Raw genomic sequence first — 24,304 nt, 5'->3', positions numbered from 1 at the left:
AATTGCGATGTGTCCACATAATCACGCTTCTTTAATCGAGTTTTGGGCAACATCGTAGAATCCATCGATTCATTGTCATAACGTGGCCTTCACTATATTATCAACACCATTGAATGCAAAATGATGAACTTGATATGGACTCTGGGAACACTGCGGAGCAAGTAAGTAGTCAAGATAATGAGCAAGCCACTCGCTCTGTGGCTGAAAAGTTAAAAACAGCGTATATCAACGCTCGCGAGCAACTCGAAATCATCGAAGTTGAGCTGAATCGTTCAAAAATAATGATGGTTGATCAAGATGGCAATTTGACGAAAGTGCCAATTCTCTCGGAGCATTGATACCTGACCCGATTCGCAAAGGGTGCCAGGTCTTGCGCTATGCTTTAGCCTGACACCGACACCTGAATCGTTAACGCTTCTTGCATCTCTTTGCCAATGTATGATGCATGATTTCGAAGCGATTTAGGTACCAAGTCAAATGCAAAAATAATAAGGAAATGCATTATGAAAGTTGAGCTAACGGCAATTGAAGCACGAGTCATTGGTTGCTTGATCGAAAAAGAAGTCACCACCCCAGATCTTTATCCCCTCAGCCTAAACGCATTAACCAACGCGTGTAATCAAAAAAGCAACCGTGATCCCGTAATGTCGCTCTCTGAGTCAGACGTTCTCGATGCCGTTGATGCTCTAATTGAGCGTAGGCTCGTCAGTGACGAAAGTGCGTTTAACAGCCGTGTTAGCAAGTATCAACACCGTTTCTGTAATACGGAGTTTGGTGATTTAAAACTGACAGAACAAGAGAAGGGAATCGTGTGCTGTATGCTTTTGCGTGGTGCTCAAACGCCTGGGGAAATTCGCACTCGTACCAATCGTCTCGCGACATTTCATGATGTCAAAGAAGTTGAAACAGTTTTGGAGCACTTAGCAAGCGAAGACAAAGGGCCATTAGTGGTCAAGTTACCGCGTGAAGCCGGAAAGCGAGAATCACGCTATATGCATTTGTTCTGTGGCGACGTTGACGTCTCTGAGCTAGCAGTGCCAGTGTCAGCGGCTGGCTCTAATTCTGATCGAGTCAGCCAGCTAGAGCTCGAAGTTGCTCAGCTTAAAGAAGAGCTCGATGAGCTTAAAGCTAAGGTCGAGTCACTACTTTCATGATTGAAAATACAGCGCAGCGTTGGAGTGTCTATTTGATACGAAATAACCGTAATGCGCTGTATTGCGGTGTCACAAACAATGTTGAGCGAAGATTCAATCAGCACCAAACGGGCAAAGGAGCGAAAGCTTTAAAGGGAAAAGGTCCCTTGGTATTGGAGTGGTCTTCGGATTTTGATTCAAAGACACTTGCCATGCGGGCTGAGTATTATATTAAGCAACTAACAAAAGCTAAGAAAGAGCTGCTTGTTACGTCAAAAGCAAGTATTGTCGTTGATGAAAATCAGCAGATGATGTTAGAAATGGCTTTATCGAAATAAGCGTTCGCGACATGCCGAATAACAAAGAAACCGTCCACTGAGGCGGTTTCTTTTTAGTTTTGGAGTACCATGTAAGAACAAACTGACGCATAATGGGTTGGTGTTCTGTTTAAACACTCAGAGTATGAAAAGGAGAAATGATATTTTGTGACCTTACAATTAGGTACACAATAAACGTTTATTCGTTCCAACTCAGACTAAGAACCAATTTATTATTGAAACAGGCACTCAGAGGAAGGTAGATTACAAGAGTAAAGGATGACTCGGCTAGGTAACGAATAGAGCTGAATTAGGCTCATAAAAAGCTAAAAGAGCAGTAGATGAAAAAAGCGTTAGTATTCTCCCTGATGTCAATGGCCACTGTCGCGCCGATAGCGCAAGCCACTCAAGTCCTCAATGGGTATTGGGCATATCAAGAATTTTTAGACCAGTTTCCAGAACAGAAGCAGTTAACGAATGCGTTGGCTGACGCCGTGCGAGAGACTCCTGTTCCGGTTGAAAGAGACAAAAAACGTCCGTTAAAAATTTCTGTGGTTTATCCAGGCCAACAGATTTCGGATTATTGGATTCGAAATATAGACGCATTTGAACAGCGTTTAGATAAACTCGATATCGACTATCAACTTAATCAAGTATTTACCCGTCCCAACGCAGATATTAAGCAACAAAGTTTGTCTTTAATGGAAGCGCTGAAGAGCAACTCCGATTATCTTATTTTCACTCTCGATACCACTAGGCATCGTAAGTTTGTTGAACACGTCTTAGACTCAAAGAAAACCAAGTTGATCTTACAAAATATCACTACACCGGTAAGAGATTGGGAGGATCACCAACCGTTCCTTTATGTTGGTTTTGATCATGCTGAAGGCAGCCGTGAGCTTGCAGTGGAGTTTGGTAAGCGTTTTCCAAAACAGAGCCATTATAGTGTGCTCTACTTTTCAGAAGGGTATATCAGCGATATCAGAGGCAATACCTTTATCAATCAAGTCAACCGTGATAACAACTTTGAACTACAATCTGCTTACTATACTAAAGCGACAAAGCAGTCTGGGTACGAAGCAGCAAAAGCGAGTTTGGAAAAATATCCTGACGTCGATTTTATTTATGCGTGTTCTACAGATGTGGCGCTAGGTGCTGTTGATGCGCTGAAAGAGTTAGGGCGTGAAGATGTCATGATCAATGGCTGGGGTGGCGGCTCTGCAGAATTAGAAGCGCTTTCGAAAGGGGAGTTAGACGTTACTGTTATGCGTATGAACGATGATACTGGCATTGCAATGGCAGAAGCGATTAAGTGGGATCTTGAAGGGAAGCCCGTTCCAACCGTTTATTCTGGTGATTTTGAAGTCGTCACGAAATCTGATTCTCCAGAAAGAATTGAAGCATTAAGAAAACGCGCATTTAGATACTCAGACAATTGATGACAACTACATCAAAAACAAGAAAGCGTCGCTCATTGTCGACGCTTATTACGAAAATAATCATTCTCGTACTTGCTCCGATCATTTTAGGCATCTTCGTTCAGAGTTATTACTTCTCGAAGCAAATTATTTGGCAAGAAGTGGATAGAACTAAGCAACAGACGTCAGCGCTGATTCTTAATATTTTTGATAGCCATTTTGCTGCGATTCAGATTCATCACAACAGTAACTCGAAGAGTGATGTTGTTTTAGATTTTTATACAGAACGGGATGAAGAAGCTCTCAATTACTTTTTCATGAGTATTGACCAGAGTGATCCTTCTCATACGCCAGAGTTTCGCTTTCTCACCGATCATCAAGGCATTATTTGGGACGATGGGAATGCGCATTTCTATGGCATCAATAACTTGATTCTCAATGATCTCGCGAGCCAAGTGACTTTTAGCAACAATTGGTATTACCTTCCTTCACATACCCCAATGGGAACTCGCCATCTGTTACTGCGTCGTGTACCGGTTTTACAACCTAAAACCGGTGAAGTGATGGGGTATTCTTACAATGTTGTTGTTCTAGATAACAACTTCGGGTTGATGGAAAGACTAAAAAACGAAGGGAACGTTGATAATGTTGTTTTGGTGGCCAACGATACGCCACTAGCCAGCTCACTAGTCGGAGATGAAGCGTACAAGATATTTGATGTTCTGAAGCGGCGAGAATCTCAGCAAAAGCTTGACCAGTTGTTGATTATTAAAACCCCTATCGAAGTCAATGCTGCCACGACGGATTTGTGTTTACTAACCGTACAAGACAATCAGAGTGTTGTGACGCTGCAAATCCAGCACCTTTTAGCGATGCTGGCTTCGGTTATCGGGATGGTGATGATTGCGTTGATGACCAAAGAGTGGATTGAGAATCGAGTCGTCGAAGAGCTTGGCTCGTTGATGGCATATACTCGTTCGGCTCGTGAAGAAAAAGGGTTCGAACGGTTTGGCGGGTCGGATATCGAGGAGTTCGATCATATTGGTTCGACACTAGAAAACACCTTTGAAGAGCTGGAAGCGCAAAAGCGTTCATTCCGCGATCTGTTTAACTTTGCGTTATCGCCGATTATGGTGTGGTCAGAGTCTGGCGTACTCATCCAAATTAATCCGGCAGCCCGCAAAGAATTGGTCATGGAAAACGACATTGAAACCATGCACCCAGTGTTTAAAGGCTTCAAAGAAAAGTTGATGCCGCACCTGCGAATGGCAGCTCAAGGAGCCACGTTAACTGGCGTCAATGTACCAATTGGAGACAAGGTATATCGCTGGAACTTATCGCCGATTCGAGTTGACGGTGATATCAGCGGTATCATTGTTCAAGGTCAGGATATTACGACGCTTATTGAAGCGGAAAAACAAAGTAACTTGGCACGTAAAGAGGCAGAAAAATCCGCCCAAGCACGTGCCGATTTTCTGGCTAAAATGAGCCATGAAATCCGAACGCCAATCAATGGCATTCTAGGAGTTGCTCAATTATTAAAAGACTCGGTCGAAACGGAAGAACAGAATAACCAAATTGACGTACTTCGACATAGTGGTGAGCACTTACTTGCTGTTTTGAATGACATTTTGGATTTTTCGAAGATTGAGCAGGGTAAGTTTAATATTCAAAAGCACCCGTTTTCTTTCACTGACACGATTCGAACGTTAGAAAACATTTATCGTCCAATTTGCGAAAATAAAGGCGTTAACCTCGTCATTGAAAACAAGATTGATCCCAATGTTGAAATCTTTACTGACCAAGTTCGTCTGAACCAAATTTTATTCAACTTAGTCAGTAACTCAGTTAAGTTTACCCCCTCGGGCAGCGTACGCTTGCATGCGGAACTGGAGCAGTTCTACGGCGCCGAAAATAGTGTGTTGGTAGTGGAAATTACGGATACGGGCATCGGCATAGAGCCCGATAAGCTCGACCAAATGTTCGAACCTTTCGTTCAAGAGGAAGCAACGACCACTCGAGAATACGGTGGCAGTGGCTTGGGACTGACCATTGTGAAAAACCTCGTCGATATGCTGGAAGGTGACGTTCAAGTACGTAGTCAAAAAGGTTTAGGCACGACCTTTGTTATTACAATGCCAGTGAAAGATCGTGAGCGAGTGCTCACCCCTCTTGATTCAAGCTTGAGAGTTAAACCTGGTGAGTTATTCGCAGAGAGTCTAAAAGTACTGTTGGTAGAAGATAACCATACTAATGCTTTCATTCTCAAAGCATTTTGTAACAAGTACAAAATGCAGGTTGATTGGGCAAAAGATGGATTGGAAGCGATGGAGTTCTTAAAAGATCATACTTACGATTTGATTTTGATGGACAACCAACTGCCGCATCTTGGAGGAATTGAAACAACCAAAGAGATCCGACAGAAGCTGAAGTTAGGCACGCCAATTTATGCTTGTACTGCCGATACGGCGAAAGAAACCAGTGATGCGTTTATGGAGGCGGGCGCGAATTACGTATTGCTCAAACCGATTAAAGAAAATGCGCTCCATGAAGCCTTTGTTGACTTCAAGCAGCGATTCTTAATTGAACGAACGTGATGAACTCATTCGCTATGAGCCTTAATTGATAATTCAATCGCTCACTAAACCGAAAAGCACAACGCCATAACTTAGGGTTGTGCTTTTTTTGTATCTCAATGCTTCACTTGTTGATAAGCCTGGAGTGCTGATATCACCTTTAGTGTCGTATATCACTACTATTACAACCCAAGTACTACGTTGCGTTACGCAAACTTGTTCCCCAATGGCATATTCTATGTGATTTAAATCACAAAAAATTATTTACTTAGCGTGCTAACTATTTTATATTACTTAGCAAGCTAAGTAATTGAGTAGATCTTATGATTCAAGACATCAACAGTTTGCGCGACCTTTCTCTGGCTGAAAAGTTATCTCGTGTTGCCCGTTTGTGGAAAATGGTTGCAGATCGCGAGTTGGAGCCTTTAAACCTGACGTACCCGCGTTGGACTGCGTTATGGAAACTTTATCGAATGGGCGACAACGTTAGTCAGAAGCATTTGGCTGAAGCGCTTGAGATTGAGTTGGCATCGCTGATGCGCACATTAAAGCTATTAGAAGAGCAATCTCTGATCACTCGCCATTGCAGTGAGCATGACAAGCGAGCACGCATTGTTAGCCTTACAGAAGAAGGTAAAACCCTACTCAAGCAAATGGAGACTCGAATTCTTCAAGTACGGAGCAAGCTACTGACAGAAATCAATGACCAAGAGCTTCAAAAGCTTTCATTGATCCTCGATCAGATTGCTCACAATGCACTTGATTCACTTAGCGAATAAGTCAGAAACCCGAATTAAAAGAGAAGTAAACGCCTATGACTCCAGATCAAAAATTCGCACGTTGGATCAAGTATTCTTGCGTCGCGTTTGTCCTTGTCTTTGCCTATTTTCTAGTCGCAGATCTCGTCATGCCACTGACGCCTCAGGCAATGGCAACGCGAGTGGTAACTAAAGTAGCTCCCCGTGTGAGTGGACAGATTACGAATCTTTATGTTGCCAACAATCAAGAAATAAGCCAAGGCGATCTACTATTCCAGATAGATCCACAGCCTTATCAGCTCGCCGTAGAAAAGGCTCAACTTAACCTTGAACGTGTGATTCAAAATAATGAACAGCTTGATGCCTCTATTGCAGCGGCAAAGGCGGACGTTGAAGCAAGCAAAATTGTCGCCGAGCAAAAAGTTCGCGAAGCCAAACGTCTTGATACATTGTTTCATCGCAATGGCACCTCGCAACAACAGCGTGATGACGCACAAAGTAGTGCAACGGCAGCCAGAGCAAACTTACTGGCCGCGCGCGCTCGTTTAAAAGAGTTGGAAGTAAACCGAGGCGATTTAGGTGCAACGAATGTAAATATCCGCGTGGCACAAAACCAGCTAAAACAAGCGGAACTTAATCTGTCTTACACTCAAGTAATTGCTGAGCATGATGGCGTTGTCGCTAACTTGCAGCTGGAAACGGGTGCCTATGCGGCCGCTGGTACGCCTCTTGTGGCTTTAGTCTCGGATGACGTGGATATTATTGCCGACTTTCGTGAAAAGAGTCTGCGACACTTCAATCAGAACAGTCGGGCGTTAGTGGCCTTTGATAGCTTGCCTGGTGACGTATTTGAAGCTCGTATTACGAGTGTGGATGCGGGAGTAAGCTCGGGCCAGTTTGATGCGGATGGCCGTTTAGCAACACCGACAGACTCAAACCGTTGGGTGAGAGACGCGCAGCGTTTACGTTTACATTTAGCTATCGATGAGCCTCAACAGCGCGCATTTCCGGCCGGGGCACGTGCGACTGTGCAACTGTTGCCAGAAAACTCGTTATCTGGCTGGTTAGCGAGATGTCAGATCCGATTTTTGAGTCTTCTTCATTACATTTATTAACGGGGAGGCGATATGAAGTTATGGGATCATCCCATGTCGGAAAACGACTTCCGTCAGTGTTTGCGCATTGCAACTGGCGCGACCATTGGCTTCACCTTATGTAAGGTCTTTGGCTGGAATTATGGCGTATTTTTTACCGTAACACCGATGTTGTTACTTGGAATGGTACCAGTCATGAGCCTGCATGCCGCACGACAGCTGATTTTTTCAGCGGTCGTATGCGGATTAGAGGTCGGTATTCTTGGTGGGCTATTTGGTGGACATCCTGGCATGATGACGATCATCGCCTTCGGGTTGTTTTTGTATAAGTTCGCCTGTATGTCAAAAGGGAGCTTATTCCTGTTTGGGGCAAATAGCGTGCTGAGCTTGAGCATCATGCTGCATTTTGCGAGTTATCCAACAACCGACTTAAATGATCTGATATTCAGCAACCTACAAGCGAATGTTATTTCAGTGATCGTGGCCTACGTCGTGACATTTTTGATCCCTGATGCAGAGCCTCGTCAGCCACCGGCAAAACCATCTCAGCCTAAACAGAGTCACCGCATGCGGCATGAAGCCCTTATGGGGGCGAGTATCGCTACAATGTCTTTCCTTGTATTCCAGCTATTTGACCTCAGTGATTCTATGTCCGCTCAGGCGACAACCTTGCTTTTATTGTTTCCTATGCATTGGAACGGTGCTTTAGGGTATGCGCGCAAAAGAGCAATGGGGACCTTGATGGGGGTAACCTTTGGTATTGCTGGGCAGCTCGTACTATACGATTGGTCGGATACCTTGCTGTTTATCGTCCCATTGCTGTGGATTGGCGCGATGATGTTCAGCTATATGCATGTAAAAGAGTCTAGTGGGTCAGGAGCTGGGTTTGGCGGATTAACTACATTAGGTATTTTATTTGGCCAATACCTTACTCCGGATGGCGATTTAATGTTCAGCGCGCTGTATCGCGTGAGTAGTATTTTGTTTGCTATTGTTGTCACTCTGCTCGTGACCTATGCGGTGCACAGAGTGCTCAACAGCTTTGAGGCGACGCGCTTTAGCCAGCAGTAAGTTCAGACGTTACTGGTTAGAAAGGACTGCTCCAGTAACTCTGTTTTTAGCTCGTGACTCATCGCTATTGGGCTTTCAAACTTAATTCCTATTACCCAGCCTTTCACCAACTTCTTAATGTTGGCAATGACACACCGATTTTCTTCTCCGATATAGTGACTTAGAGAAGAGTCGATAGTGACACTTTCACCAACGTTGAATTCAGGCTCTATAAAAGTTGAGATACCAATACCTGCCAGTGAGAAGTCGATAAGGCTACCGTCGTAAACATTCCCCGCGTGAACAATCTTACAATCCATTTGCAGCTTATATCGTTCGTGTTCCCGGACTGGTTTGGTTGCAAATGTTCCTGGAATTCGAATAAATAAAAGGGGCGAAGGACGAACCGCAGTTGTTAGAACACTGGATTTAAATGCAATGACATGGCCTAACTCCGTATCTGATACACCACGCACGATGACATCGGCGTTTGGGAGTTTTCTCATCACTTGCTCTTCAAACAAACGCATCGGTATATCAAGAATCAAATACGCGTTCTCTTTCATCCCAAGATAGGTGGTGGAATACGTATACTGGTCCTTAGGCCCAAACTCGAAATTAGTCGAAAGTTTCATTCCCGGTTTGAGGAATCTATGCAGTTCATCTTTAGTATGAGTGGCAGGCATAACATTGGCGTTTTAATTATTGGTTAAATCGAGGCTATCAAAACGCCATTTTGTTATTCAAGATAGTAGGACAAAAGTTTTTGTAAAATTATCGCTATCTGTGAAGTGGTGGGCGATAAGTTTGGCTCATTCCATCTTTCATAAAGATTTGGCTTGCCACAATACTGCCGCAGGTTACCAGCATCAGCGCTAACCAAGTCAGTGAATCTGGTTGTTCACCAAAAATTGGAACGGCAAGAAGTGTCGCGACGACTGGAGTTAATGACCCAAAAGCAGCACTGGCTTCGGCGCCAATAATTCGGATTGCATAGATAAAGGTAAAAGAGGCGATTAAGCCTGCGCCGACACCTTGCAACATCGCGTGGCCAAATAATTCTTCCCACGGCCACTGACTGATCGGCGTTATCGCTAGGTAACTATCTACCCATCCGAAGCCAACCGCAATGATGAGCAGTGCCAAAGACGCGATTGCAACGAATCCAGCACAGACATGCGCATTAAGGTTAGCAACACGAGCACTGATGGTGAAAACTGCCCACATAATGCTACCGGTTAGAAACAGGATGTGGCCTTGTAATTGAGACCAGTTGTACTCTGCACCGCTATTAGAAAGAAGAAATACGAAAATCCCTAACAGCACCGTAGAAAGCCCGATTAAGCGGTGAGCACTCAGCGACTGTTGATAGCACAACACCGCGATAGCAGAAACAAATAATGGCAAAGTGCCAGGTACTAATGCACTGCCGTGCGCCACGGGAGCGAAGTGCATAGCTGTGCCGACGACCAGCAGGTAGGGCAGGCCACTCCCTACCACAACACCAGTTAGGTAGCGTTTAGGCACGACGCGAAGCGCCTGCTTATGCTTAATCACAAATGGTAATAAAATTAAACTTGGGATTAGAAAGCGAACTAGCGCGATATCGGCTGGCTGCAAGTTAGAAATTGCGCCCCCTTTTAAAGAAATAAAGAAACCAGACCAAAGCAGTAAGGTCGTTAATATAGCTGCGTATCCCAAGATCATTGTCGGCATGTCCATTTGTAAATGATGTGTTAATTGTTGAATAAAACACGTGCCAAAGGGAGGCAAAGTTTGACGTAATTAAGCTTGATGTTGGTGATAAAGCGCGTATAAATGTTAATTGTTAGTGATTATTGGCATGGAAGGATAAATGGACAAAATTGACAGGCAACTGATCAACTTGATGCAGAAGGATGCAACCCTGACTACGGCAGAGCTCGCTGACAAAGTAGGATTATCGGCATCACCTTGTGCAAGACGCATTAAGCGTTTAGAGCAGGAGGGCGTAATTAGCGGTTATCGAGCCATTGTGTCCAGAGACACGGTGGGTATTGCGATGACCGTATTTGTTGAAGTCAGTTTGAACAACCACCAAGCTTCTTCGATTGATGAATTTGAACATGCTGTTGTTGAAATGGACGAGGTGATCTCGTGCCATGTTGTATCAGGGGCTTATGATTATTTGTTAGAAGTGGTCAGCAAAGATCTCGCTGGCTATGAAACATTCACTAGAAAGCTACAACGATTAGAAAACGTAAAAGATATCCATACGCACTTGGCGATTAGACAAGTGAAAGGAAATGGAAGCTTGCCGATTTATGCATAAGAAAGATGAAATTTCTCGATAGACTTAAGATTGCTCACTATCACCGAAAGCGATACCGACAGTTCGGTACAGACAGAGCGCGAACGCTGGGATGGAGAGATAAGTACAGCCAAATCAGTCGATTTGAAGCCTTGTGCCGTGGGTTAACGTTAGACGGTTCAAGTCTTTTAGATATTGGGTGTGGCTATGGAGACTTATTAGCGTTTATTGAGTTCAACAATCTGCGCCCCCAAAGTTATATTGGCATTGATCAGCAAAAACAGTTTATCTCTGAGGCCAGAAAGCGGGACTTTCGTACTCAAAGTGAGTTCGTATGCGGTGACTTTTCAACGTTGGTATTGCCCCGTAGTGATTATGTCTTTGCTTCTGGAGCATTGAATTATCAATCCGCGAATCCAAATCATACCATTGAGATGATCGAGAAAATTTACCGGGCCGCAGAGAAAGGGTGCGTGTTTAACTTATTGGATGAAGAAAAGCTGCCGAGCATGAGAATGCTCGCATCGCATAATAAAGTTGGGGTGTTACGCTATTGCCGATGGCTATGTCCAGACGCACAATTGATCGAGGGTTATTCCGATCACGACTTTACGATTGCGATGATCAAAAAAGCGGAATCAGTTTCCTGACTCCGCCTTATAAATTCTTAAGCCTTATTGGTGCTTGTATTGTGAGATTTCACAGTTACCTGTGTATCTATCAACCTTGAATGAGAACGCAGCTGAATGGTATTCCCTCCCATCACTCCAAATTGTTTCTCCGAAGATTTTACAAAGGTCCAAATCGCTGATTGAACCAAACTCTTTTACGTGCCTAACTACTGACAAAAACTTGGCTTTGGTAGCATTAGGACAGTCCCTGTTACTTAATCGATTGATAACCATGGTTGTAGCATCATCTCCAGCCAAATGTGACTTTTTATTAAATTTTATTAATGGGTAAATTAACCAAAAATTGGCCATAAGTAAAGCATTATTGTGACGTATGTCTCTATAAGTTGCCTCTCCTGGTCATGGTTTAGTCAAGTTTGTAAAAGGGAACAGTCCCATTTTTTACATATAACGTTGGGATCACTAAAAGAAGGAATTAAAGCACGAATAACGTCCAATATTGGAGTGAAAACCCGACATCGTCTTTTCAAAACGGGCTCGATTTTTACCTCGAAACATCTTGAGCGTATTGAAGCGATCTCGCTTCTTTATCATAGAGTTGCGCTAGTGCTTGGTACTGTGAAGAAAGGCGTTTGTAATCCTCGGTAAGTTGCAAAGCGTTGGTGTTATACCACTCCGCAGTGATTTGATTGGCAGTTTCGTTTGACTCACGGCACTTTTGGGCAAGTTTCTTCCATCCATTTGCTGACCATTGAGATTGTGTGCTCAATTTAATCAACTCATTAGCTTTAGTCGTGAGTTCTTCTTTATATTGAATGGAGGCTTTTAATTGAGTTTTGAACGCATTTTGGTTCGAGCGGGCGCGCCAAAGTAACACGAGTTCATGTAGGGAAAAGGTTTGGGACAATAACTGACGCTGCTTATGTTCGGCTAAAAGTGCATTGAATACCTCAACATGCTTATTGTAATTGGACTCTAAACGATTGAATTGGGTAAGATTGTCATTCCACGACGATGGGTTACATTGAATATTGGCGTGCCCCATAATGGGGAACAGAAGAAGCAACAGTATCCAATTGAGTTTGTTGATCATTATTGCTCGCGTTAGTTGACCGACCCTTTTGAGTATATACCCAAATTTCCGCGACATGCGTGTTGCCGGTGAGATAAGAACAAAGAATGAAAAGGAAAAGTACATGAAGAAAATTCTCATCGCATTGATTGTCATACTGTTGCTCGGTGGGGCGGGTGCTGGATACTATTTCTTCTTTATGCAAAAAGATGAACCTGAAGCGCCAAAAGCTGCGCAAGTGGAGCAAGCGCCAGTGGAAGAAGAAATATCCAAACCGATTCTGGATTTAGAAACCTCTCCTCCTGAAGTGACCGAATACTATGTCATTGAGCGTCGAATCAATGTTTACAATAAGCCAAATGCTAATGCTTTGGTTGTCGATACGCTCTATAAGGGAGAAAAAGTATCGGTGTTAGAAAAAGTGGATGGTTGGTATCGAATCTCTGGTTACCTTGTTTATGAAGAGGGCGGTGAAGAAAAAGCTGAGTGGTTGAATTCCGAAGGATTATCTGATGCAGAGCCAGTTATTAAAGAACAAGAGCGTTTAGAAATACTGGATGGATATTTGCAGAAGTCGGATGATTTAAAAGTCCACTTGGACATCTTCCGCAAGAAAACCCAGCAATTGTTAGACGATGAAACCTGTGATCCGAGTGATTTTGAAGAGCTCGGTGGCTGGGTTCGTTCGGTTACTTATGACAAGCGCAATGTGTACTTCATTTATTGTGGTGGTTTGGAGCAAGAGAACAAAATCTATTTAGATGTCGATAAAGGCGATATCTTTTACCGTTAACAGAGCGCCTTTAGTTTAAAGCCTCTAGAGATTTATAACTTTTTAGTTGTGAACCATAATTAATAGGAATACTATCATCGAGTCGAGTGAAAAAACTCGACTCGTTTTGTTTTTAGTGAGTTCTTATGTCTCAGATTTGCTTGAAAAAATTGCTTTTTATGCTGCTTGCGATGGTATTGCTACCAGCGCATGTTTTTGCTGCGCAAATCGATCAGAAAGCTCATTTACCTTACTTTTCTAAGCTGCAACCATTTGTTGCGAGCATTGCTTTTGCAAATACCTCAATCGATTTTTCTGAAGTCTCAGAAGAAACGACGCAGTCTCCGATTTCTGAAAGTCATGCAAGACTCGATACGCTAGCTCTATTTAACACTCAACGTTGGGTTTCTCACTTACGTGAAGGCCTCGATGATGAGCATGTTGACGTTGTTGGTGACCTAAACACGCCTTTCTATGTTGACGCAGGTTATGCCTACAGCCTGATGGATATCAATTGGCGTCAAAACCAGTACACTTTTTATCATTTCACAAGCGATCATCGCATTTCTGGTTGGAAAGAGACCAACGCAATGTACGTCGCACTCAATAGTCAGTTTTCTGCCTAAACACCATCTATTTGCACCATTGTGCACTCTTAACACGACGATTGTATTCAACAGGGCGTAACCGTCCTGAGCATTTCATACCCTGAATTTATTCTGGGGGCATCTGTCGTGTGTTAAGCCTTGTTATTAAAAGCTTCACTTCGTAGTGAAGGGATGATGTTTACATGAAAAAAACACCAAAGCAGCAAAAGAACAGAAAGCTGATGAATCACTATTCAGCTTGGAAATATGTCGTATTAATCACGACGGTCATTATCTTAACGTTAAGCGCGATTCCGACTTGGTTCGGTGAGCAACCATCGATCCAGCTAACGTTTTCAAACCAAAACAGCAGTGAAATGTCGGTTGTTCAGTTGAATCAACTACTGAAAACCAATCATATCTCAGCAGACAAAATCATCGAAAAAGATGGCAAAACGACCATTGTATTCGATGATGAAAATGCGCAAAGCAAAGCTCGTGCGTTACTAAACAATGAGCTAAATAAAGAAGACAGCATTACCTTCTCATATGTGTCTGTTGCTCCAGAGTGGCTGAATGAGATGGGTTTTAGCCCAATCAAACTCGGTCTTGACCTTCGCGGTGGGGTACAGTTCCTCTTGAATGTCGACGTAAATAAAGCATTTGAGGAGCAACGTAATGCTTTGATCGATGAGATCAAAGCAAGCCTGCGAGATCAGCGCGTGCGTGGTGTACAAATTCGCGCAGAAAGTGGTAACCGCATTGCGGTAAACAGTGAGAGTGATACCGCCCTAGCTGAAGTAAACAAATTCTTGCGTCAAAACTATCCAGGTTGGGTGGTGAAAAGCTCGTCTCGCGGTTTTGTTCTTGAGCCAAGTGAGCAGAATATTCAAGAGTTCCAATCAACGACATTGCAACAAAACTTGAAGATTATGCGTGGTCGTATTGAAGAGCTAGGCATTACGGAAGCATTAGTTCAGCGTCAGGGTAAAGACAGCATTCGTATTGAGCTACCAGGTGTACAAGACCCAGCACAAGCGAAAAACGTTATTGGTGCCACTGCGAGTTTGGCATTCTATGAAGTGAAAGATGCAGGCCAAGCGCGAAGCGGCCAAGATCTTGTGCTGAAAGATAACGATGGCCGAACTGTTGTTCTGGAGAAACGACCAGTCCTAACGGGTGAGCACATTGTTAACGCTCGTGCAGGCGTCGACAATATGGGTATGTCAGAAGTTAACATCTCGCTTGACCACGCGGGCGGTAAAAAGATGAGTGATTTCTCTGCAACGCATATTGGCAAGCCAATGGCGACGGTTTACCGCGAATACAAGACAAACGATCGTGGCGTAACGGAGCGCAGCGAGCGCGTTATCAGCGTTGCGACTATTCAATCTCAACTTGGTAGCCAATTCCGTATTACCGGCGCTGGCAGCATGGACGAAGCGCAGCAGTTAGCGCTATTACTTCGTGCGGGGTCGCTAACAGCCCCGGTTACTATCGTAGAGGAGCGCACTATTGGTGCTTCTTTGGGAGCTGAAAACATTGAAAATGGCTTTGCGGCACTTGCTTTGGGTATGGGTTTAACACTGACCTTTATGGCCCTTTGGTACCGCCGCTTAGGTTGGGTGGCGAACGTGGCGCTTTGTGCCAACATGCTTTGTTTGCTTGGCTTAATTGCCTTGTTACCAGGTGCGGTGCTAACGCTTCCAGGTATTGCAGGGTTGGTGTTAACCGTTGGTATGGCAGTGGACACCAACGTTATTATCTTCGAACGTATTAAGGACAAAATGCGTGAAGGCCGCAGTTTCGCTCAAGCGATTGATCTGGGCTTTGATAGCGCGTTCTCGACCATCCTTGATGCCAACATTACTACCATGATCACCGCCGTGATTTTATACGCCATCGGTAACGGTCCAATCCAAGGCTTTGCTTTAACACTCGGATTAGGTTTGTTAACCAGTATGTTTACAGGCGTATTTGCCTCTCGAGCAATGATCAATTTAATTTGGGGCCGAGATGCCCGTCGTGATGTGAGGGTTTAATCATGGTCGAAATGCTAAAACAAAATATTCGTAAAATTCGCCACTTCACTACGCTAGTTTCTATCGTTTTGACGGTGATCGCACTTGGTGCTCTGGGCTTTAAAGGGTTGAATCTCGGCTTGGATTTCACTGGTGGTATGGTGACAGAAGTGAAAGTCGATAAGTCGTTAACCAACCACGATCTGCTTGATGCACTACAACCAAAACTTGGTGAATCAACCTCTGTCACCCGCACAGGTGAAGATGGTCGTTGGCTCATTCGCTACTCCGCCCCTGAAGAAGGGCAAACTCTGCCAAGTGTGGAAGAGGTATTAAAGCCAGTTTCACATCAAGTTGATGTCGTCAGCAACAGTATTGTTGGTGCTCAAGTTGGCCAGGATTTGTTTGACCAAGGCGGTTTAGCACTATTGATTTGTGTGCTGAGCATCCTTGGTTACTTGTGTTTCCGTTTTGAATGGCGCTTAGCGAGTGGCTCTGTATTTGCTCTGGCTCATGACGTAATTGTCGTCCTCGGCTTCTTCGCCGTTACCCAAATGGAATTCAACTTAACGGTTTTTGCTGCCGTATTGGCAATTTTAGGCTACTCGTTGAATGATTCGATCATCATTTCAGATCGAATTCGTGAGCTACTGATCGCGAAACAAAGTTGGAAAATGGAAGACATCAATGACCAGGCTGTCATCGCGACGTTCTCTAGAACGATGGTGACATCAGGCACAACACTGATTACTGTTGGTGCACTATGGATTATGGGGGGAGCACCGCTAGCGGGTTTCTCAACCGCGATGTTTATTGGTGTGCTATCAGGTACATGGTCTTCCATTTCCATTGGTACCGTATTACCTGAACTGTTCAAGCTCGAACCGAAGCATTACTTGCCTGTTGAGATTGATACCGCGCCGTAATGCGAGGTGCTGAAGGTAAAAAGTGCTTGCGCCACTCAGTTTGAGTGGCGTTTTACTTTGTGCTATTTCACACGCATCAGGCGGTGTTTGACGTGACCTAAATCGAACTCATTGATTTGAGAGCGCTTCATCGATTCAACCAGGCGCAGCATGGATGTGTGATAACCTTTCTTTTTCATCCATTGCAATGGCTCGGAAAAGCTGTCTTCGTTTACAACGTAAGATTCGCCTTTGTGTTCTCCAGCATAAACGTTTACGACCCAAACCCGGGCCTGAAAATCTAATACTTCACTTATGTTTCGCGTAATTTTTCTTAGGATATTTTTCATCATTTCCAGCGTTGCTTTAGCTCAGTAATAGCCAAACACCAACCCCCATCATTAAAGTGCCCGCGATACGGTTCATCAGGCGCACATTCTTTGATTGACCCAACACGCGTTTCAGTCCTTTACCACCCGTGGCATACAGAGACATACAAATGAACTCAAAAAGAAGGATGATGGAGACAAGCACGATCAGCTGTGGAGCAAGAGCCGCATTTTGATCGATAAAAGGCGGCAGTAGAGAAATCATAAATGCCCAGCCTTTTGGGTTTGCGATAGCGGTAACGAAGCCTTGCATGATGAGCGCGACATTGCCACTTTTGGGTTTTTCTAAATTATCGACATTTATTGCTAACTTACCTCGAGATCGCCACATTTCTACACCAAGATAGAGTAAGTAGCCGCCACCAATAAACTTTAGTGCGATAAACATCCAAGGATAGCTGAGCATGATCGCGGCGATCCCTAGTACTGCCGAGACTGAAACCAGCGCGACACCGACGAGTTCACCAATCATCATCCATAATGTGCGGCGATAACCGATACTCATTCCTAGCGTTAAGGCGAGCGTCATGCACATTCCTGGTGTAATTGAGACAAAAAAGAAGGTAGGGATGAACATACTGAGCAATGCAAGATTCATGTTTGTTGATAACTAAGTGATTTGATAGAAGCCACAAAGATAGTGCAAATTGATAAAGGATACTATCCCCAAATATCCCCAAATAACCTCAAGGTGTTAGGTTCAGCGAGAATGACTTGGCTCACAGGCACGGCAACGATTTGAAGATCTAGTGGTTCTAAATCAAAAATCGTTAACAAAGGCTGTGGGATAAGGCAACTCGCCCTGCGGAGCATGTCACTGACACGATTTCTGCATCTTGACGTCATTTGGGTATAACATCAATTTACTTGGGTTAAAGAATCTAGATGATTGCTTTAGGAGATGGTACCACCGAATATTGCACCGTACCGGTACTTCAATAGATAAAAAGTGATTCGATACGTTAAATGCTAGTTAATTGATGTTATTTGGATATTTAAAATAAAACTGAAATTATTTTTTAATTGCTGCGTCATAATAGTGCGAACTGCACCAAAATGAGACGTTTTCTTCTATTTTTTACATTCTAAATATACCAGTTTTCATAAGTAAAACTATAAATATAAAATTAAGGTTATACTGTCAGTAATATCATTTAAGTTAGTAATTAAATGATATTACTGACAATTGCTCATATTGATATTTGAATTATTATTCTAATCGTATTTATAGATAACAACTCTCAGCATGAGAGTTGTATCTGAAATCATGAGATGATGTAACGTCCACTGTTCGGTATGTAACCTATTGATAAATAATGCTTAAATTTATGTTCTGATAAGCTTGTGTTTAACTTTATTTTATTTAAAACAATGGCTTATAAAGAGTTAACCATTTTATAACATTTCATGTTTAATGAGATCTAAATCAATCTTATGCAAATGGATTAGTTTTTTATTTGAAATGTAATATTTCTGGTTTAACTTAAAATAAAAGGCATCACAGGATTGATAGCCAAAAGAATAAATAAACACGTCAGTTGGTGATTTATTTCATCAGTGTATTTAGTTTGCTTTTTTAAATGCCGTTAAGAATGGAGTCTTCGATGAAGAAAGTCGCTTTGATCACCGGATCAAAAGGCGGAATTGGTTCTGCTATTTCCTCTCAATTAGTGAATGATGGTTACCGTGTAATCGCTACGTATTTCACAGGCAACTATGAATGTGCGTTGGAGTGGTTCAACAGTAAAGGGTTTACCAAAGATCAGGTTCGCCTTTTTGAGTTGGACGTAACAAACACTGCAGAGTGTGCAGCAAAGTTAGCGCAATTGCTTGAGGAAGAAGGGACCATTGATGTCGTTATCAACAACGCAGGTATCACACGTGATGGCGTGTTTAAAAAGATGACTGCGCAAGCTTGGAATGACGTCATTAATACCAACCTCAATAGTCTATTCAACGTTACGCAACCTCTGTTCGCTGCTATGTGCGAAAAAGGCGGTGGTCGTGTTATTAACATCTCTTCAGTCAATGGCCTAAAAGGGCAGTTTGGTCAAGCAAACTACTCGGCGGCGAAAGCTGGGATGATAGGTTTCTCTAAAGCGTTGGCGTATGAAGGTGCTCGTTCGGGTGTGACAGTAAATGTTATTGCGCCAGGTTACACTGGTACACCAATGGTTGAGCAAATGAAGCCAGAAGTATTGGAATCCATCACGAATCAAATCCCAATGAAACGCCTTGCTACACCAGAAGAAATTGCAGCATCAGTCAGCTTCTTGGTCAGCGATGCAGGAGCCTATATCACCGGTGAGACTTTGTCGGTGAACGGCGGCCTATACATGCACTAAGGAGATAAGATGATGGAAAAAGTGTTTATCGTAGCAGCGAAGCGCACTCCAATTGGCGCCTTTGGTGGCAGTCTGAAAAATACCTCTGCTGGCAATTTGGCAGCAGTAGCGATTAAGGGCGCATTGGAAGCGGCGAAGTTGAATGCCGACAAGATTGACGAAGTCATTGTTGGCAACGTTGTCGGCGCAGGTCAAGGCATGGGAGTCGGTCGTCAGGCGGCATTGTTCGCTGGGATTCCGGACGCGGTTCCTGCGTATGGTGTAAACATGGTTTGCGGCAGTGGCATGAAAACCGTCATGGATGCGGTTTCACATATCCGTAGTGGCGATGCAGAGATTGTTGTTGCAGCAGGTGTTGAGGTCATGTCTCAGATACCGTTTGCCGCACCAAGCAGTATTCGTGATGGCAACAAAATGGGTAACCTAGAGCTGAAAGATCTGCTCGTAGCGGACGGTTTAACCGACGTTTACAACCAATATCACATGGGTGTGACGGCAGAAAACGTTGCAAAAGAAATCGGCCTAACCCGTCAACAGCAAGACGAGTATGCGCTGTCTAGCCAACAGAAAGCGGTGGCGGCAATCGAAGCGGGCAAATTCAAAGACGAAATTGTGCCCGTAGAAGTAAAGCAACGCCGTGAAACGGTGCTATTTGATACCGACGAATACCCAAAGGCTAATGCGACCATGGAAGCGTTAAGCAAGCTGCGCCCTGCTTTTGACCGTGAAGGCACTGTGACTGCGGGGAATGCATCAGGTATTAACGATGGTGCGAGTGCAATTATCGTCGCGTCTGAGAGCGCAGTTAAAGCACATGGACTCACGCCTATTGCTGAGATCGTAAGCTATGCGCAATCGGGGCTTGATCCGAAAATTATGGGTCTAGGTCCAGTGGAGTCAGTCAATAAAGCATTAGCAAAAGCGGAATTAACGGTAAACGACATTGACGTTTACGAGTTAAACGAAGCATTTGCTGCGCAAGCACTTGGCGTGATTCATCAGTTGGCGGAAACCAACCAAGTTCCCGTTAACGCGATTCAAGATAAAGCGAACTTTAATGGTGGTGCTATCGCGCTAGGTCACCCACTTGGTGCATCGGGCAACCGAATCTTAGTGACGCTTGTTCACGAGCTTCATAAGCAAAATGGTCAATATGGTGTCGCATCACTTTGTGTGGGCGGCGGCATGGGGACGGCTGTGGTTATAAAAGCAGTTAAGTAATTATTTAAACGGACATTTTTAATTCTTTCTCTAGGAGATAAACCATGTACACAGATTTCTTCAAAACTTTTAGCGATCAAACTGAAAAAAATCTAGAACCTTACTTGAAGTTCAACAAGCTAGTGACAAAAAACGTAGAAGTGTTGACTGAGCTTCAACTGAACGCAATTCGTACTTACAGCGAAGTGGGTCTGAACCAAATGAAAGCGGCATCAGAAATCAAAGACGTAACGTCATTGACTGCTTTCAACAGCCAGCAACTAAGCGTTCTTACTAAGCTTTCTCAACAAATGATGGACGACAGCAACAAGCTTCAAGCTATTGCAAAAGAGTTCAAAGAAGACGTTGAGAAAATGACTTCGGAAAATCTAAAGACTGTTACTCCAGCGTAATTTGTCCGATTCTCGCCGCCTTAGGGTCTCTAGACCCTAATTTGGGCGGCGTTGTTTTTTCCGAATATAGGAGTAAGACTATGTTTCAGCACTTCTTTTCGGACTATCTTGTACAGCTTCAACAAACCAATCAACAGTGGTGGCATGATTTCGAAGTGAACAAGGCAGTCGTGAACTCTCCTTTAAATAAGGCCATGCAAGAAGTGAACTTGGAAGACACTGCCAAACTCTTCGAACAAGCTGTAAATCAGCCTGCTGCGATCTTAAAACTGCAAGCAGAATGGTGGGAACAGCAGCTACAAATTTGGCAGAATGTCGCGTTGGCGGGTAACCAAAAACAGATCATTGAAGCAGAAAAAGGGGACAAGCGTTTTTCTAATGAAGCGTGGCAAAATGAGGTGATGTATAGCTTCATTAAGCAATCCTACCTGTTATTCAGCAAGACTTATTTAGATACAATTGAGTCACTCGAAGGTTTGGATGAAAAATCTAAAGAGCGAATACTTTTCTTTTCCCGTCAAGCCATCAATGCACTTTCCCCTTCGAATTTCATCGCGACGAATCCAGAACTCTTGAAACTGACACTTGAGCAAAACGGTCAAAACCTTCTGGCTGGCTTAGAGCAGTTAAAAGAAGACGTTGAGTCCAGCGCGGACATTTTGAAAATTCGTATGACGAATAACAATGCATTCCGCGTGGGTGATGACGTTGCGACCACTCCGGGCGATGTGGTTTTTCAAAACGAATTGTTTGAGTTGATTCAATATCGACCTCTAACAGAGAAAGTGAATGCGACGCCACTGCTCATCGTTCCGCCTTTCATTAATAAATACTACATCCTTGACTTAACAGCGAAGAACTCAATGGTTCGATGGTTGCTAGAGCAGGGACATAGCGTATTTATGATGTCTTGGCGTAACCCAGGCAAGGCACAAGCGCATGTAGAGTTTGGTGACTATGTGACAGAAGGCGTCGTCAAAGCCGTCGCGGCAATTGAAGATATAACGGGCCAAGAGCAAATCAACGCGGCTGGTTACTGTATCGGTGGTACGGTTCTGGCGAGCACGGTTGCGTACTATGCGGCAAAACGTATGAAGAAGCGTATTAAATCAGCGACTTTCTTCACCACATTGCTCGACTTTTCTCAGCCAGGCGAAGTTGGCGCGTACATCAATGACACCATTGTGAGTGCAATTGAGGCGCAAAACAACGCAAAAGGGTATATGGACGGTCGTTCATTAAGCGTCACATTCAGCTTACTGCGTGAAAACAGCTTGTACTGGAACTACTATGTAGACAACTACTTAAAGGGCAACAGCCCAGTCGATTTTGACTTGTTGTACTGGAACAGTGACAGCACCAACGTGAGTGCTGCCTCCCATAACTTCTTGCTTCGTGAGCTCTATTTAGAGAATAAGCTAGTGCAAGACAAAGGCGTCAAAATTGGTGGGGTATGGATTGACCTAAATAAGATCAAAATTCCTAGCTATTTTGTATCAACGAAAGAAGACCATATTGCTTTATGGCAGGGAACTTATCGTGGTGCCCTGAACACTGGTGGCAACAAAACGTTTGTTCTCGGTGAGTCGGGTCATATTGCGGGTATCGTGAACCCTCCAGCGAAAAATAAGTATGGTTATTGGTTGAACGATACTTTGGATGATTCGGCTGACGAGTGGTTGAATAATGCCGAGCACAAAGAGGGCTCGTGGTGGACACATTGGAATGAATGGCTACTTCAATTCAATCCAAAAGAGCAAGTCGAACCATTCCCTATTGGCTCGGAAGACCACCCAGCAATCGATGAAGCTCCAGGGCAATACGTCAAGCAGGTTCTGCCAGTAAAAGAATCTTAAACAACTCCCTATAGCAGTAAATTTTAGCGACCTTTATGGTCGCTTTTTTTGGTCGTTACTGGCTACCTTATTATCCCGATTGAATATATGTATCGGTTGAGGACATTTTGAGCCGAAAGTGACGGTGAATAAAAAAGCGCCGAGTAGATACTCAGCGCTTAGTGTCAACAAATAGGCAAGTTGACGGGTAGAGGTGCGTTACGTTACACCTCTTTATCCTTACCAAATGACAGCAGCCAGAGAGAGATTGCTGCTACTGCCACAAAGCCGGAAAGAATAATCACAGGCATGGCGCTATAGCCAAGGATATGCCAAATTACAGATTCTAAAGTACTCATGGTAAGTCTCCTTAGTGCCAGCCTTCAACGCCGCTCATGTCCGGTAGTTTGTGCGCGATGCCTTTATGACAATCAACGCAGGTTTTCTCTCCAGAAGCTAGCGCAGTAGAGTGCTGTTCCGCTGCTCGTGAGCCTTGTTGAGAGTAATCCATGTAATCAAACTCGTGACAGTTACGACACTCAAGAGAGTCATTCTTTTTCATTCGCGCCCACTCTCGCTCAGCAAGGTGTCCTCGACGCTCTTGGAACTTCTCTGGTGTATCGATAGTACGCAGAACATAGTGAGCGAATAGCTCTTTGGATGCTTGTACTTTACGAACGATCTTATCTGTCCATTCATGAGGAACGTGACAGTCTGAGCAGATGGCACGAACACCAGAACGGTTAGAGTAGTGAATTGTTTCTTGAATTTCAGCAACGATTGGTGCGTGACAGCCAGAACAGAACTCTTCTGTGTTGGTTGCCTCCATACCTGTGTTGAATGCGCCCCAAAATAAAAGACCGCCTGCAAAACCTAAGAACAAAACCACACCAGCGGCAGCTTTACTTGGGTTCTTCAGTCTTTTCCAAAACGCTTTAAGTATTTTCATAAATAACCTCTTCGTACTCGCGTTTCAATTACTGAAGCGAATCAACTGCCTCGAACTTGTTTTCAACTAGTGGCTTAGCATTAGTTTGTGGCACGTGGCATTGCAAACAGAAGTAACGACGAGGAGACATATCCGCCAATACAGCATCTTCTCGGTTTACATAGTGCGTTACGCTAATTTTAGTCGCGCCTGACTCTTTTGCATTTTTCCAGCTGTGGCACGCAAGACACTTGTTAGCATTTAACGACACTTCGTAGTGACGGATGCTGTGTGGGATCAACGGTGGTTGATAAACAAAGCTATCTTCAACAATCTGATCTTTAGGGAAGTCTTTGAACTCATCTGCTGGGCGTGTGTCTTCCAATTGAGACATTCCACGTAGAGACTCTAGACCGCCAATACCACCTGGATTATCTAACTCAGCTTGCGCAATGCCTGTCACTAAAGCACCTACAGATAAAAGTGCGACAAGTAATTTTTTCATCATTTCATCTCCGCCTTTATGGCTTAAATTCTTTATTAGGCCGCCATAGTGACGGCCGTAGCAT

The 24,304-nt window shown here is 43.9% G+C and carries 27 protein-coding genes; 18 read left to right on the top strand and 9 right to left on the bottom strand.

Annotated features, from left to right (window positions below):
* Positions 1-134: 134 nt before the first annotated feature.
* From FKN08_RS10980 to FKN08_RS10945, 8 genes are all read left to right on the top strand, one after another.
* Positions 135-338, top strand: a complete 204-nt coding sequence (locus FKN08_RS10980; RefSeq protein WP_031780656.1) for a hypothetical protein — start codon at positions 135-137, stop codon at positions 336-338.
* 165 nt (positions 339-503) lie between these two features.
* On the top strand, positions 504-1,154 hold the full coding sequence (locus FKN08_RS10975; RefSeq protein ID WP_047008119.1) for a YceH family protein: 651 nt from the start codon (positions 504-506) through the stop codon (positions 1,152-1,154).
* Positions 1,151-1,471, top strand: a complete 321-nt coding sequence (locus tag FKN08_RS10970) for a GIY-YIG nuclease family protein (protein ID WP_012842363.1) — start codon at positions 1,151-1,153, stop codon at positions 1,469-1,471. The genes FKN08_RS10975 and FKN08_RS10970 overlap by 4 nt, the downstream gene beginning before the upstream one ends.
* A 320-nt stretch (positions 1,472-1,791) precedes the next feature.
* Positions 1,792-2,889: an autoinducer 2-binding periplasmic protein LuxP gene (locus FKN08_RS10965; protein ID WP_005397733.1), complete on the top strand. Its 1,098-nt coding sequence runs from the start codon at positions 1,792-1,794 to the stop codon at positions 2,887-2,889.
* Entirely contained in the window at positions 2,889-5,465 is a 2,577-nt protein-coding gene (gene luxQ, locus FKN08_RS10960) for a quorum-sensing autoinducer 2 sensor kinase/phosphatase LuxQ (RefSeq protein WP_047008120.1), read from the top strand. The genes FKN08_RS10965 and luxQ overlap by 1 nt, the downstream gene beginning before the upstream one ends.
* A gap of 302 nt (positions 5,466-5,767) precedes the next feature.
* A complete protein-coding gene (locus FKN08_RS10955) occupies positions 5,768-6,223 on the top strand; it encodes a MarR family transcriptional regulator (RefSeq protein WP_005397727.1) in 456 nt (151 codons plus the stop codon).
* A gap of 35 nt (positions 6,224-6,258) precedes the next feature.
* Positions 6,259-7,317: an HlyD family secretion protein gene (locus FKN08_RS10950; protein ID WP_047008121.1), complete on the top strand. Its 1,059-nt coding sequence runs from the start codon at positions 6,259-6,261 to the stop codon at positions 7,315-7,317.
* 12 nt (positions 7,318-7,329) lie between these two features.
* Positions 7,330-8,367, top strand: coding sequence for a DUF2955 domain-containing protein (locus tag FKN08_RS10945; RefSeq protein WP_046875880.1), 1,038 nt, complete (start codon positions 7,330-7,332; stop codon positions 8,365-8,367).
* Positions 8,368-8,369: 2 nt separating this feature from the next.
* On the opposite strand, the gene FKN08_RS10940 is transcribed toward FKN08_RS10945, so the two are convergent.
* Positions 8,370-9,032 carry a flagellar brake protein gene (locus FKN08_RS10940; protein WP_170892106.1) on the bottom strand — a complete coding sequence of 221 codons (663 nt, stop codon included), beginning with the start codon at positions 9,030-9,032 and terminating at the stop codon, positions 8,370-8,372.
* A 94-nt stretch (positions 9,033-9,126) separates the two neighbouring features.
* On the bottom strand, positions 9,127-10,053 hold the full coding sequence (locus FKN08_RS10935; protein ID WP_047008123.1) for a DMT family transporter: 927 nt from the start codon (positions 10,051-10,053) through the stop codon (positions 9,127-9,129).
* 148 nt (positions 10,054-10,201) lie between these two features.
* Here FKN08_RS10935 and FKN08_RS10930 point away from each other — a divergent pair, with 148 nt between their 5' ends.
* Both FKN08_RS10930 and FKN08_RS10925 read left to right on the top strand, forming a co-directional pair.
* Entirely contained in the window at positions 10,202-10,657 is a 456-nt protein-coding gene (locus FKN08_RS10930) for an Lrp/AsnC family transcriptional regulator (protein ID WP_031780652.1), read from the top strand.
* A gap of 5 nt (positions 10,658-10,662) precedes the next feature.
* The gene (locus tag FKN08_RS10925; protein WP_170892105.1) at positions 10,663-11,286 is read left to right on the top strand and encodes a class I SAM-dependent methyltransferase; all 624 of its coding nucleotides are present in this window, start codon (positions 10,663-10,665) and stop codon (positions 11,284-11,286) included.
* Positions 11,287-11,310: 24 nt separating this feature from the next.
* On the opposite strand, the gene FKN08_RS23920 is transcribed toward FKN08_RS10925, so the two are convergent.
* Positions 11,311-11,541, bottom strand: a complete 231-nt coding sequence (locus tag FKN08_RS23920; RefSeq protein ID WP_031780651.1) for a hypothetical protein — start codon at positions 11,539-11,541, stop codon at positions 11,311-11,313.
* A gap of 271 nt (positions 11,542-11,812) precedes the next feature.
* Positions 11,813-12,361 carry a hypothetical protein gene (locus tag FKN08_RS10920; RefSeq protein ID WP_046876150.1) on the bottom strand — a complete coding sequence of 183 codons (549 nt, stop codon included), beginning with the start codon at positions 12,359-12,361 and terminating at the stop codon, positions 11,813-11,815.
* A gap of 103 nt (positions 12,362-12,464) precedes the next feature.
* Between FKN08_RS10920 and FKN08_RS10915 the strand changes: the two genes are divergently transcribed.
* The 4 genes from FKN08_RS10915 (at position 12,465) to secF (ending at position 16,646) form a co-directional block, all read left to right on the top strand.
* Positions 12,465-13,133, top strand: coding sequence for an SH3 domain-containing protein (locus FKN08_RS10915; protein WP_104972364.1), 669 nt, complete (start codon positions 12,465-12,467; stop codon positions 13,131-13,133).
* 125 nt (positions 13,134-13,258) lie between these two features.
* Positions 13,259-13,738, top strand: coding sequence for a hypothetical protein (locus FKN08_RS10910; protein WP_104973502.1), 480 nt, complete (start codon positions 13,259-13,261; stop codon positions 13,736-13,738).
* A 164-nt stretch (positions 13,739-13,902) separates the two neighbouring features.
* Positions 13,903-15,741 (top strand): protein translocase subunit SecD, encoded by a 1,839-nt coding sequence (gene secD, locus FKN08_RS10905; protein WP_005397712.1) that lies wholly within the window; start codon positions 13,903-13,905, stop codon positions 15,739-15,741.
* 2 nt (positions 15,742-15,743) lie between these two features.
* Entirely contained in the window at positions 15,744-16,646 is a 903-nt protein-coding gene (secF, locus tag FKN08_RS10900; RefSeq protein ID WP_005397711.1) for a protein translocase subunit SecF, read from the top strand.
* 62 nt (positions 16,647-16,708) lie between these two features.
* Here the strand turns inward: secF and FKN08_RS10895 are convergent, their stop codons facing one another.
* Together FKN08_RS10895 and FKN08_RS10890 are read right to left on the bottom strand one after the other, a co-directional pair.
* The gene (locus FKN08_RS10895) at positions 16,709-16,975 is read right to left on the bottom strand and encodes a hypothetical protein (RefSeq protein ID WP_074190702.1); all 267 of its coding nucleotides are present in this window, start codon (positions 16,973-16,975) and stop codon (positions 16,709-16,711) included.
* 16 nt (positions 16,976-16,991) lie between these two features.
* Positions 16,992-17,612 (bottom strand): LysE family translocator, encoded by a 621-nt coding sequence (locus FKN08_RS10890; RefSeq protein WP_170892104.1) that lies wholly within the window; start codon positions 17,610-17,612, stop codon positions 16,992-16,994.
* A 1,006-nt stretch (positions 17,613-18,618) separates the two neighbouring features.
* Here FKN08_RS10890 and FKN08_RS10885 point away from each other — a divergent pair.
* The 4 genes from FKN08_RS10885 to phaC all read left to right on the top strand — a co-directional run bounded on the left by FKN08_RS10885 (position 18,619) and on the right by phaC (position 22,828).
* Entirely contained in the window at positions 18,619-19,359 is a 741-nt protein-coding gene (locus FKN08_RS10885; RefSeq protein ID WP_005398281.1) for an SDR family oxidoreductase, read from the top strand.
* Between the two features lie 12 nt (positions 19,360-19,371).
* Entirely contained in the window at positions 19,372-20,580 is a 1,209-nt protein-coding gene (locus FKN08_RS10880) for an acetyl-CoA C-acetyltransferase (RefSeq protein ID WP_031780700.1), read from the top strand.
* A gap of 44 nt (positions 20,581-20,624) precedes the next feature.
* Positions 20,625-20,972 carry a phasin family protein gene (locus FKN08_RS10875; RefSeq protein ID WP_005398278.1) on the top strand — a complete coding sequence of 116 codons (348 nt, stop codon included), beginning with the start codon at positions 20,625-20,627 and terminating at the stop codon, positions 20,970-20,972.
* Positions 20,973-21,052: 80 nt separating this feature from the next.
* A complete protein-coding gene (gene phaC, locus FKN08_RS10870; RefSeq protein ID WP_006741150.1) occupies positions 21,053-22,828 on the top strand; it encodes a class I poly(R)-hydroxyalkanoic acid synthase in 1,776 nt (591 codons plus the stop codon).
* Between the two features lie 203 nt (positions 22,829-23,031).
* Here phaC and FKN08_RS10865 read toward each other — a convergent pair whose 3' ends face one another.
* Genes FKN08_RS10865 through FKN08_RS10855 form a run of 3 tightly spaced genes read right to left on the bottom strand, consistent with a single transcriptional unit; the run spans position 23,032 to position 24,240 of the window.
* On the bottom strand, positions 23,032-23,166 hold the full coding sequence (locus FKN08_RS10865) for a TIGR02808 family protein (protein WP_005373546.1): 135 nt from the start codon (positions 23,164-23,166) through the stop codon (positions 23,032-23,034).
* Positions 23,167-23,177: 11 nt separating this feature from the next.
* Complete coding sequence (locus tag FKN08_RS10860) at positions 23,178-23,756, bottom strand: NapC/NirT family cytochrome c (RefSeq protein ID WP_005398274.1); 579 nt, start codon at positions 23,754-23,756, stop codon at positions 23,178-23,180.
* A gap of 28 nt (positions 23,757-23,784) precedes the next feature.
* Positions 23,785-24,240 carry a nitrate reductase cytochrome c-type subunit gene (locus FKN08_RS10855; RefSeq protein WP_031780699.1) on the bottom strand — a complete coding sequence of 152 codons (456 nt, stop codon included), beginning with the start codon at positions 24,238-24,240 and terminating at the stop codon, positions 23,785-23,787.
* Between the last annotated feature and the right edge of the window lie 64 nt (positions 24,241-24,304).

This window comes from Vibrio sp. 1-2 (7-a) (genome assembly GCF_013048515.1).
GTDB classification, from domain to species: domain Bacteria; phylum Pseudomonadota; class Gammaproteobacteria; order Enterobacterales; family Vibrionaceae; genus Vibrio; species Vibrio diabolicus.
The sequence above is the reverse complement of the archived record's forward strand: the minus strand, read 5'-3'. Positions and strand labels throughout refer to the sequence as shown.

Coding starts and splice junctions, on each gene's coding strand:
- FKN08_RS10915 (WP_104972364.1), top strand. CDS start 12,465: ATGAAGAAAATTCTCATCGCATTGATTGTCATACTGTTGCTCGGTGGG.
- secF (WP_005397711.1), top strand. CDS start 15,744: ATGGTCGAAATGCTAAAACAAAATATTCGTAAAATTCGCCACTTCACT.
- FKN08_RS10885 (WP_005398281.1), top strand. CDS start 18,619: ATGAAGAAAGTCGCTTTGATCACCGGATCAAAAGGCGGAATTGGTTCT.
- FKN08_RS10895 (WP_074190702.1), bottom strand. CDS start 16,975: ATGAAAAATATCCTAAGAAAAATTACGCGAAACATAAGTGAAGTATTA.
- FKN08_RS10925 (WP_170892105.1), top strand. CDS start 10,663: ATGAAATTTCTCGATAGACTTAAGATTGCTCACTATCACCGAAAGCGA.
- phaC (WP_006741150.1), top strand. CDS start 21,053: ATGTTTCAGCACTTCTTTTCGGACTATCTTGTACAGCTTCAACAAACC.
- FKN08_RS10890 (WP_170892104.1), bottom strand. CDS start 17,612: ATGAATCTTGCATTGCTCAGTATGTTCATCCCTACCTTCTTTTTTGTC.
- FKN08_RS10875 (WP_005398278.1), top strand. CDS start 20,625: ATGTACACAGATTTCTTCAAAACTTTTAGCGATCAAACTGAAAAAAAT.
- FKN08_RS10940 (WP_170892106.1), bottom strand. CDS start 9,032: ATGCCTGCCACTCATACTAAAGATGAACTGCATAGATTCCTCAAACCG.
- FKN08_RS10865 (WP_005373546.1), bottom strand. CDS start 23,166: ATGAGTACTTTAGAATCTGTAATTTGGCATATCCTTGGCTATAGCGCC.
- FKN08_RS10970 (WP_012842363.1), top strand. CDS start 1,151: ATGATTGAAAATACAGCGCAGCGTTGGAGTGTCTATTTGATACGAAAT.
- FKN08_RS23920 (WP_031780651.1), bottom strand. CDS start 11,541: ATGGTTATCAATCGATTAAGTAACAGGGACTGTCCTAATGCTACCAAA.
- FKN08_RS10955 (WP_005397727.1), top strand. CDS start 5,768: ATGATTCAAGACATCAACAGTTTGCGCGACCTTTCTCTGGCTGAAAAG.
- luxQ (WP_047008120.1), top strand. CDS start 2,889: ATGACAACTACATCAAAAACAAGAAAGCGTCGCTCATTGTCGACGCTT.
- FKN08_RS10860 (WP_005398274.1), bottom strand. CDS start 23,756: ATGAAAATACTTAAAGCGTTTTGGAAAAGACTGAAGAACCCAAGTAAA.
- FKN08_RS10910 (WP_104973502.1), top strand. CDS start 13,259: ATGTCTCAGATTTGCTTGAAAAAATTGCTTTTTATGCTGCTTGCGATG.
- FKN08_RS10920 (WP_046876150.1), bottom strand. CDS start 12,361: ATGATCAACAAACTCAATTGGATACTGTTGCTTCTTCTGTTCCCCATT.
- FKN08_RS10980 (WP_031780656.1), top strand. CDS start 135: ATGGACTCTGGGAACACTGCGGAGCAAGTAAGTAGTCAAGATAATGAG.
- FKN08_RS10935 (WP_047008123.1), bottom strand. CDS start 10,053: ATGATCTTGGGATACGCAGCTATATTAACGACCTTACTGCTTTGGTCT.
- FKN08_RS10930 (WP_031780652.1), top strand. CDS start 10,202: ATGGACAAAATTGACAGGCAACTGATCAACTTGATGCAGAAGGATGCA.
- FKN08_RS10880 (WP_031780700.1), top strand. CDS start 19,372: ATGGAAAAAGTGTTTATCGTAGCAGCGAAGCGCACTCCAATTGGCGCC.
- secD (WP_005397712.1), top strand. CDS start 13,903: ATGAAAAAAACACCAAAGCAGCAAAAGAACAGAAAGCTGATGAATCAC.
- FKN08_RS10965 (WP_005397733.1), top strand. CDS start 1,792: ATGAAAAAAGCGTTAGTATTCTCCCTGATGTCAATGGCCACTGTCGCG.
- FKN08_RS10975 (WP_047008119.1), top strand. CDS start 504: ATGAAAGTTGAGCTAACGGCAATTGAAGCACGAGTCATTGGTTGCTTG.
- FKN08_RS10945 (WP_046875880.1), top strand. CDS start 7,330: ATGAAGTTATGGGATCATCCCATGTCGGAAAACGACTTCCGTCAGTGT.
- FKN08_RS10950 (WP_047008121.1), top strand. CDS start 6,259: ATGACTCCAGATCAAAAATTCGCACGTTGGATCAAGTATTCTTGCGTC.
- FKN08_RS10855 (WP_031780699.1), bottom strand. CDS start 24,240: ATGAAAAAATTACTTGTCGCACTTTTATCTGTAGGTGCTTTAGTGACA.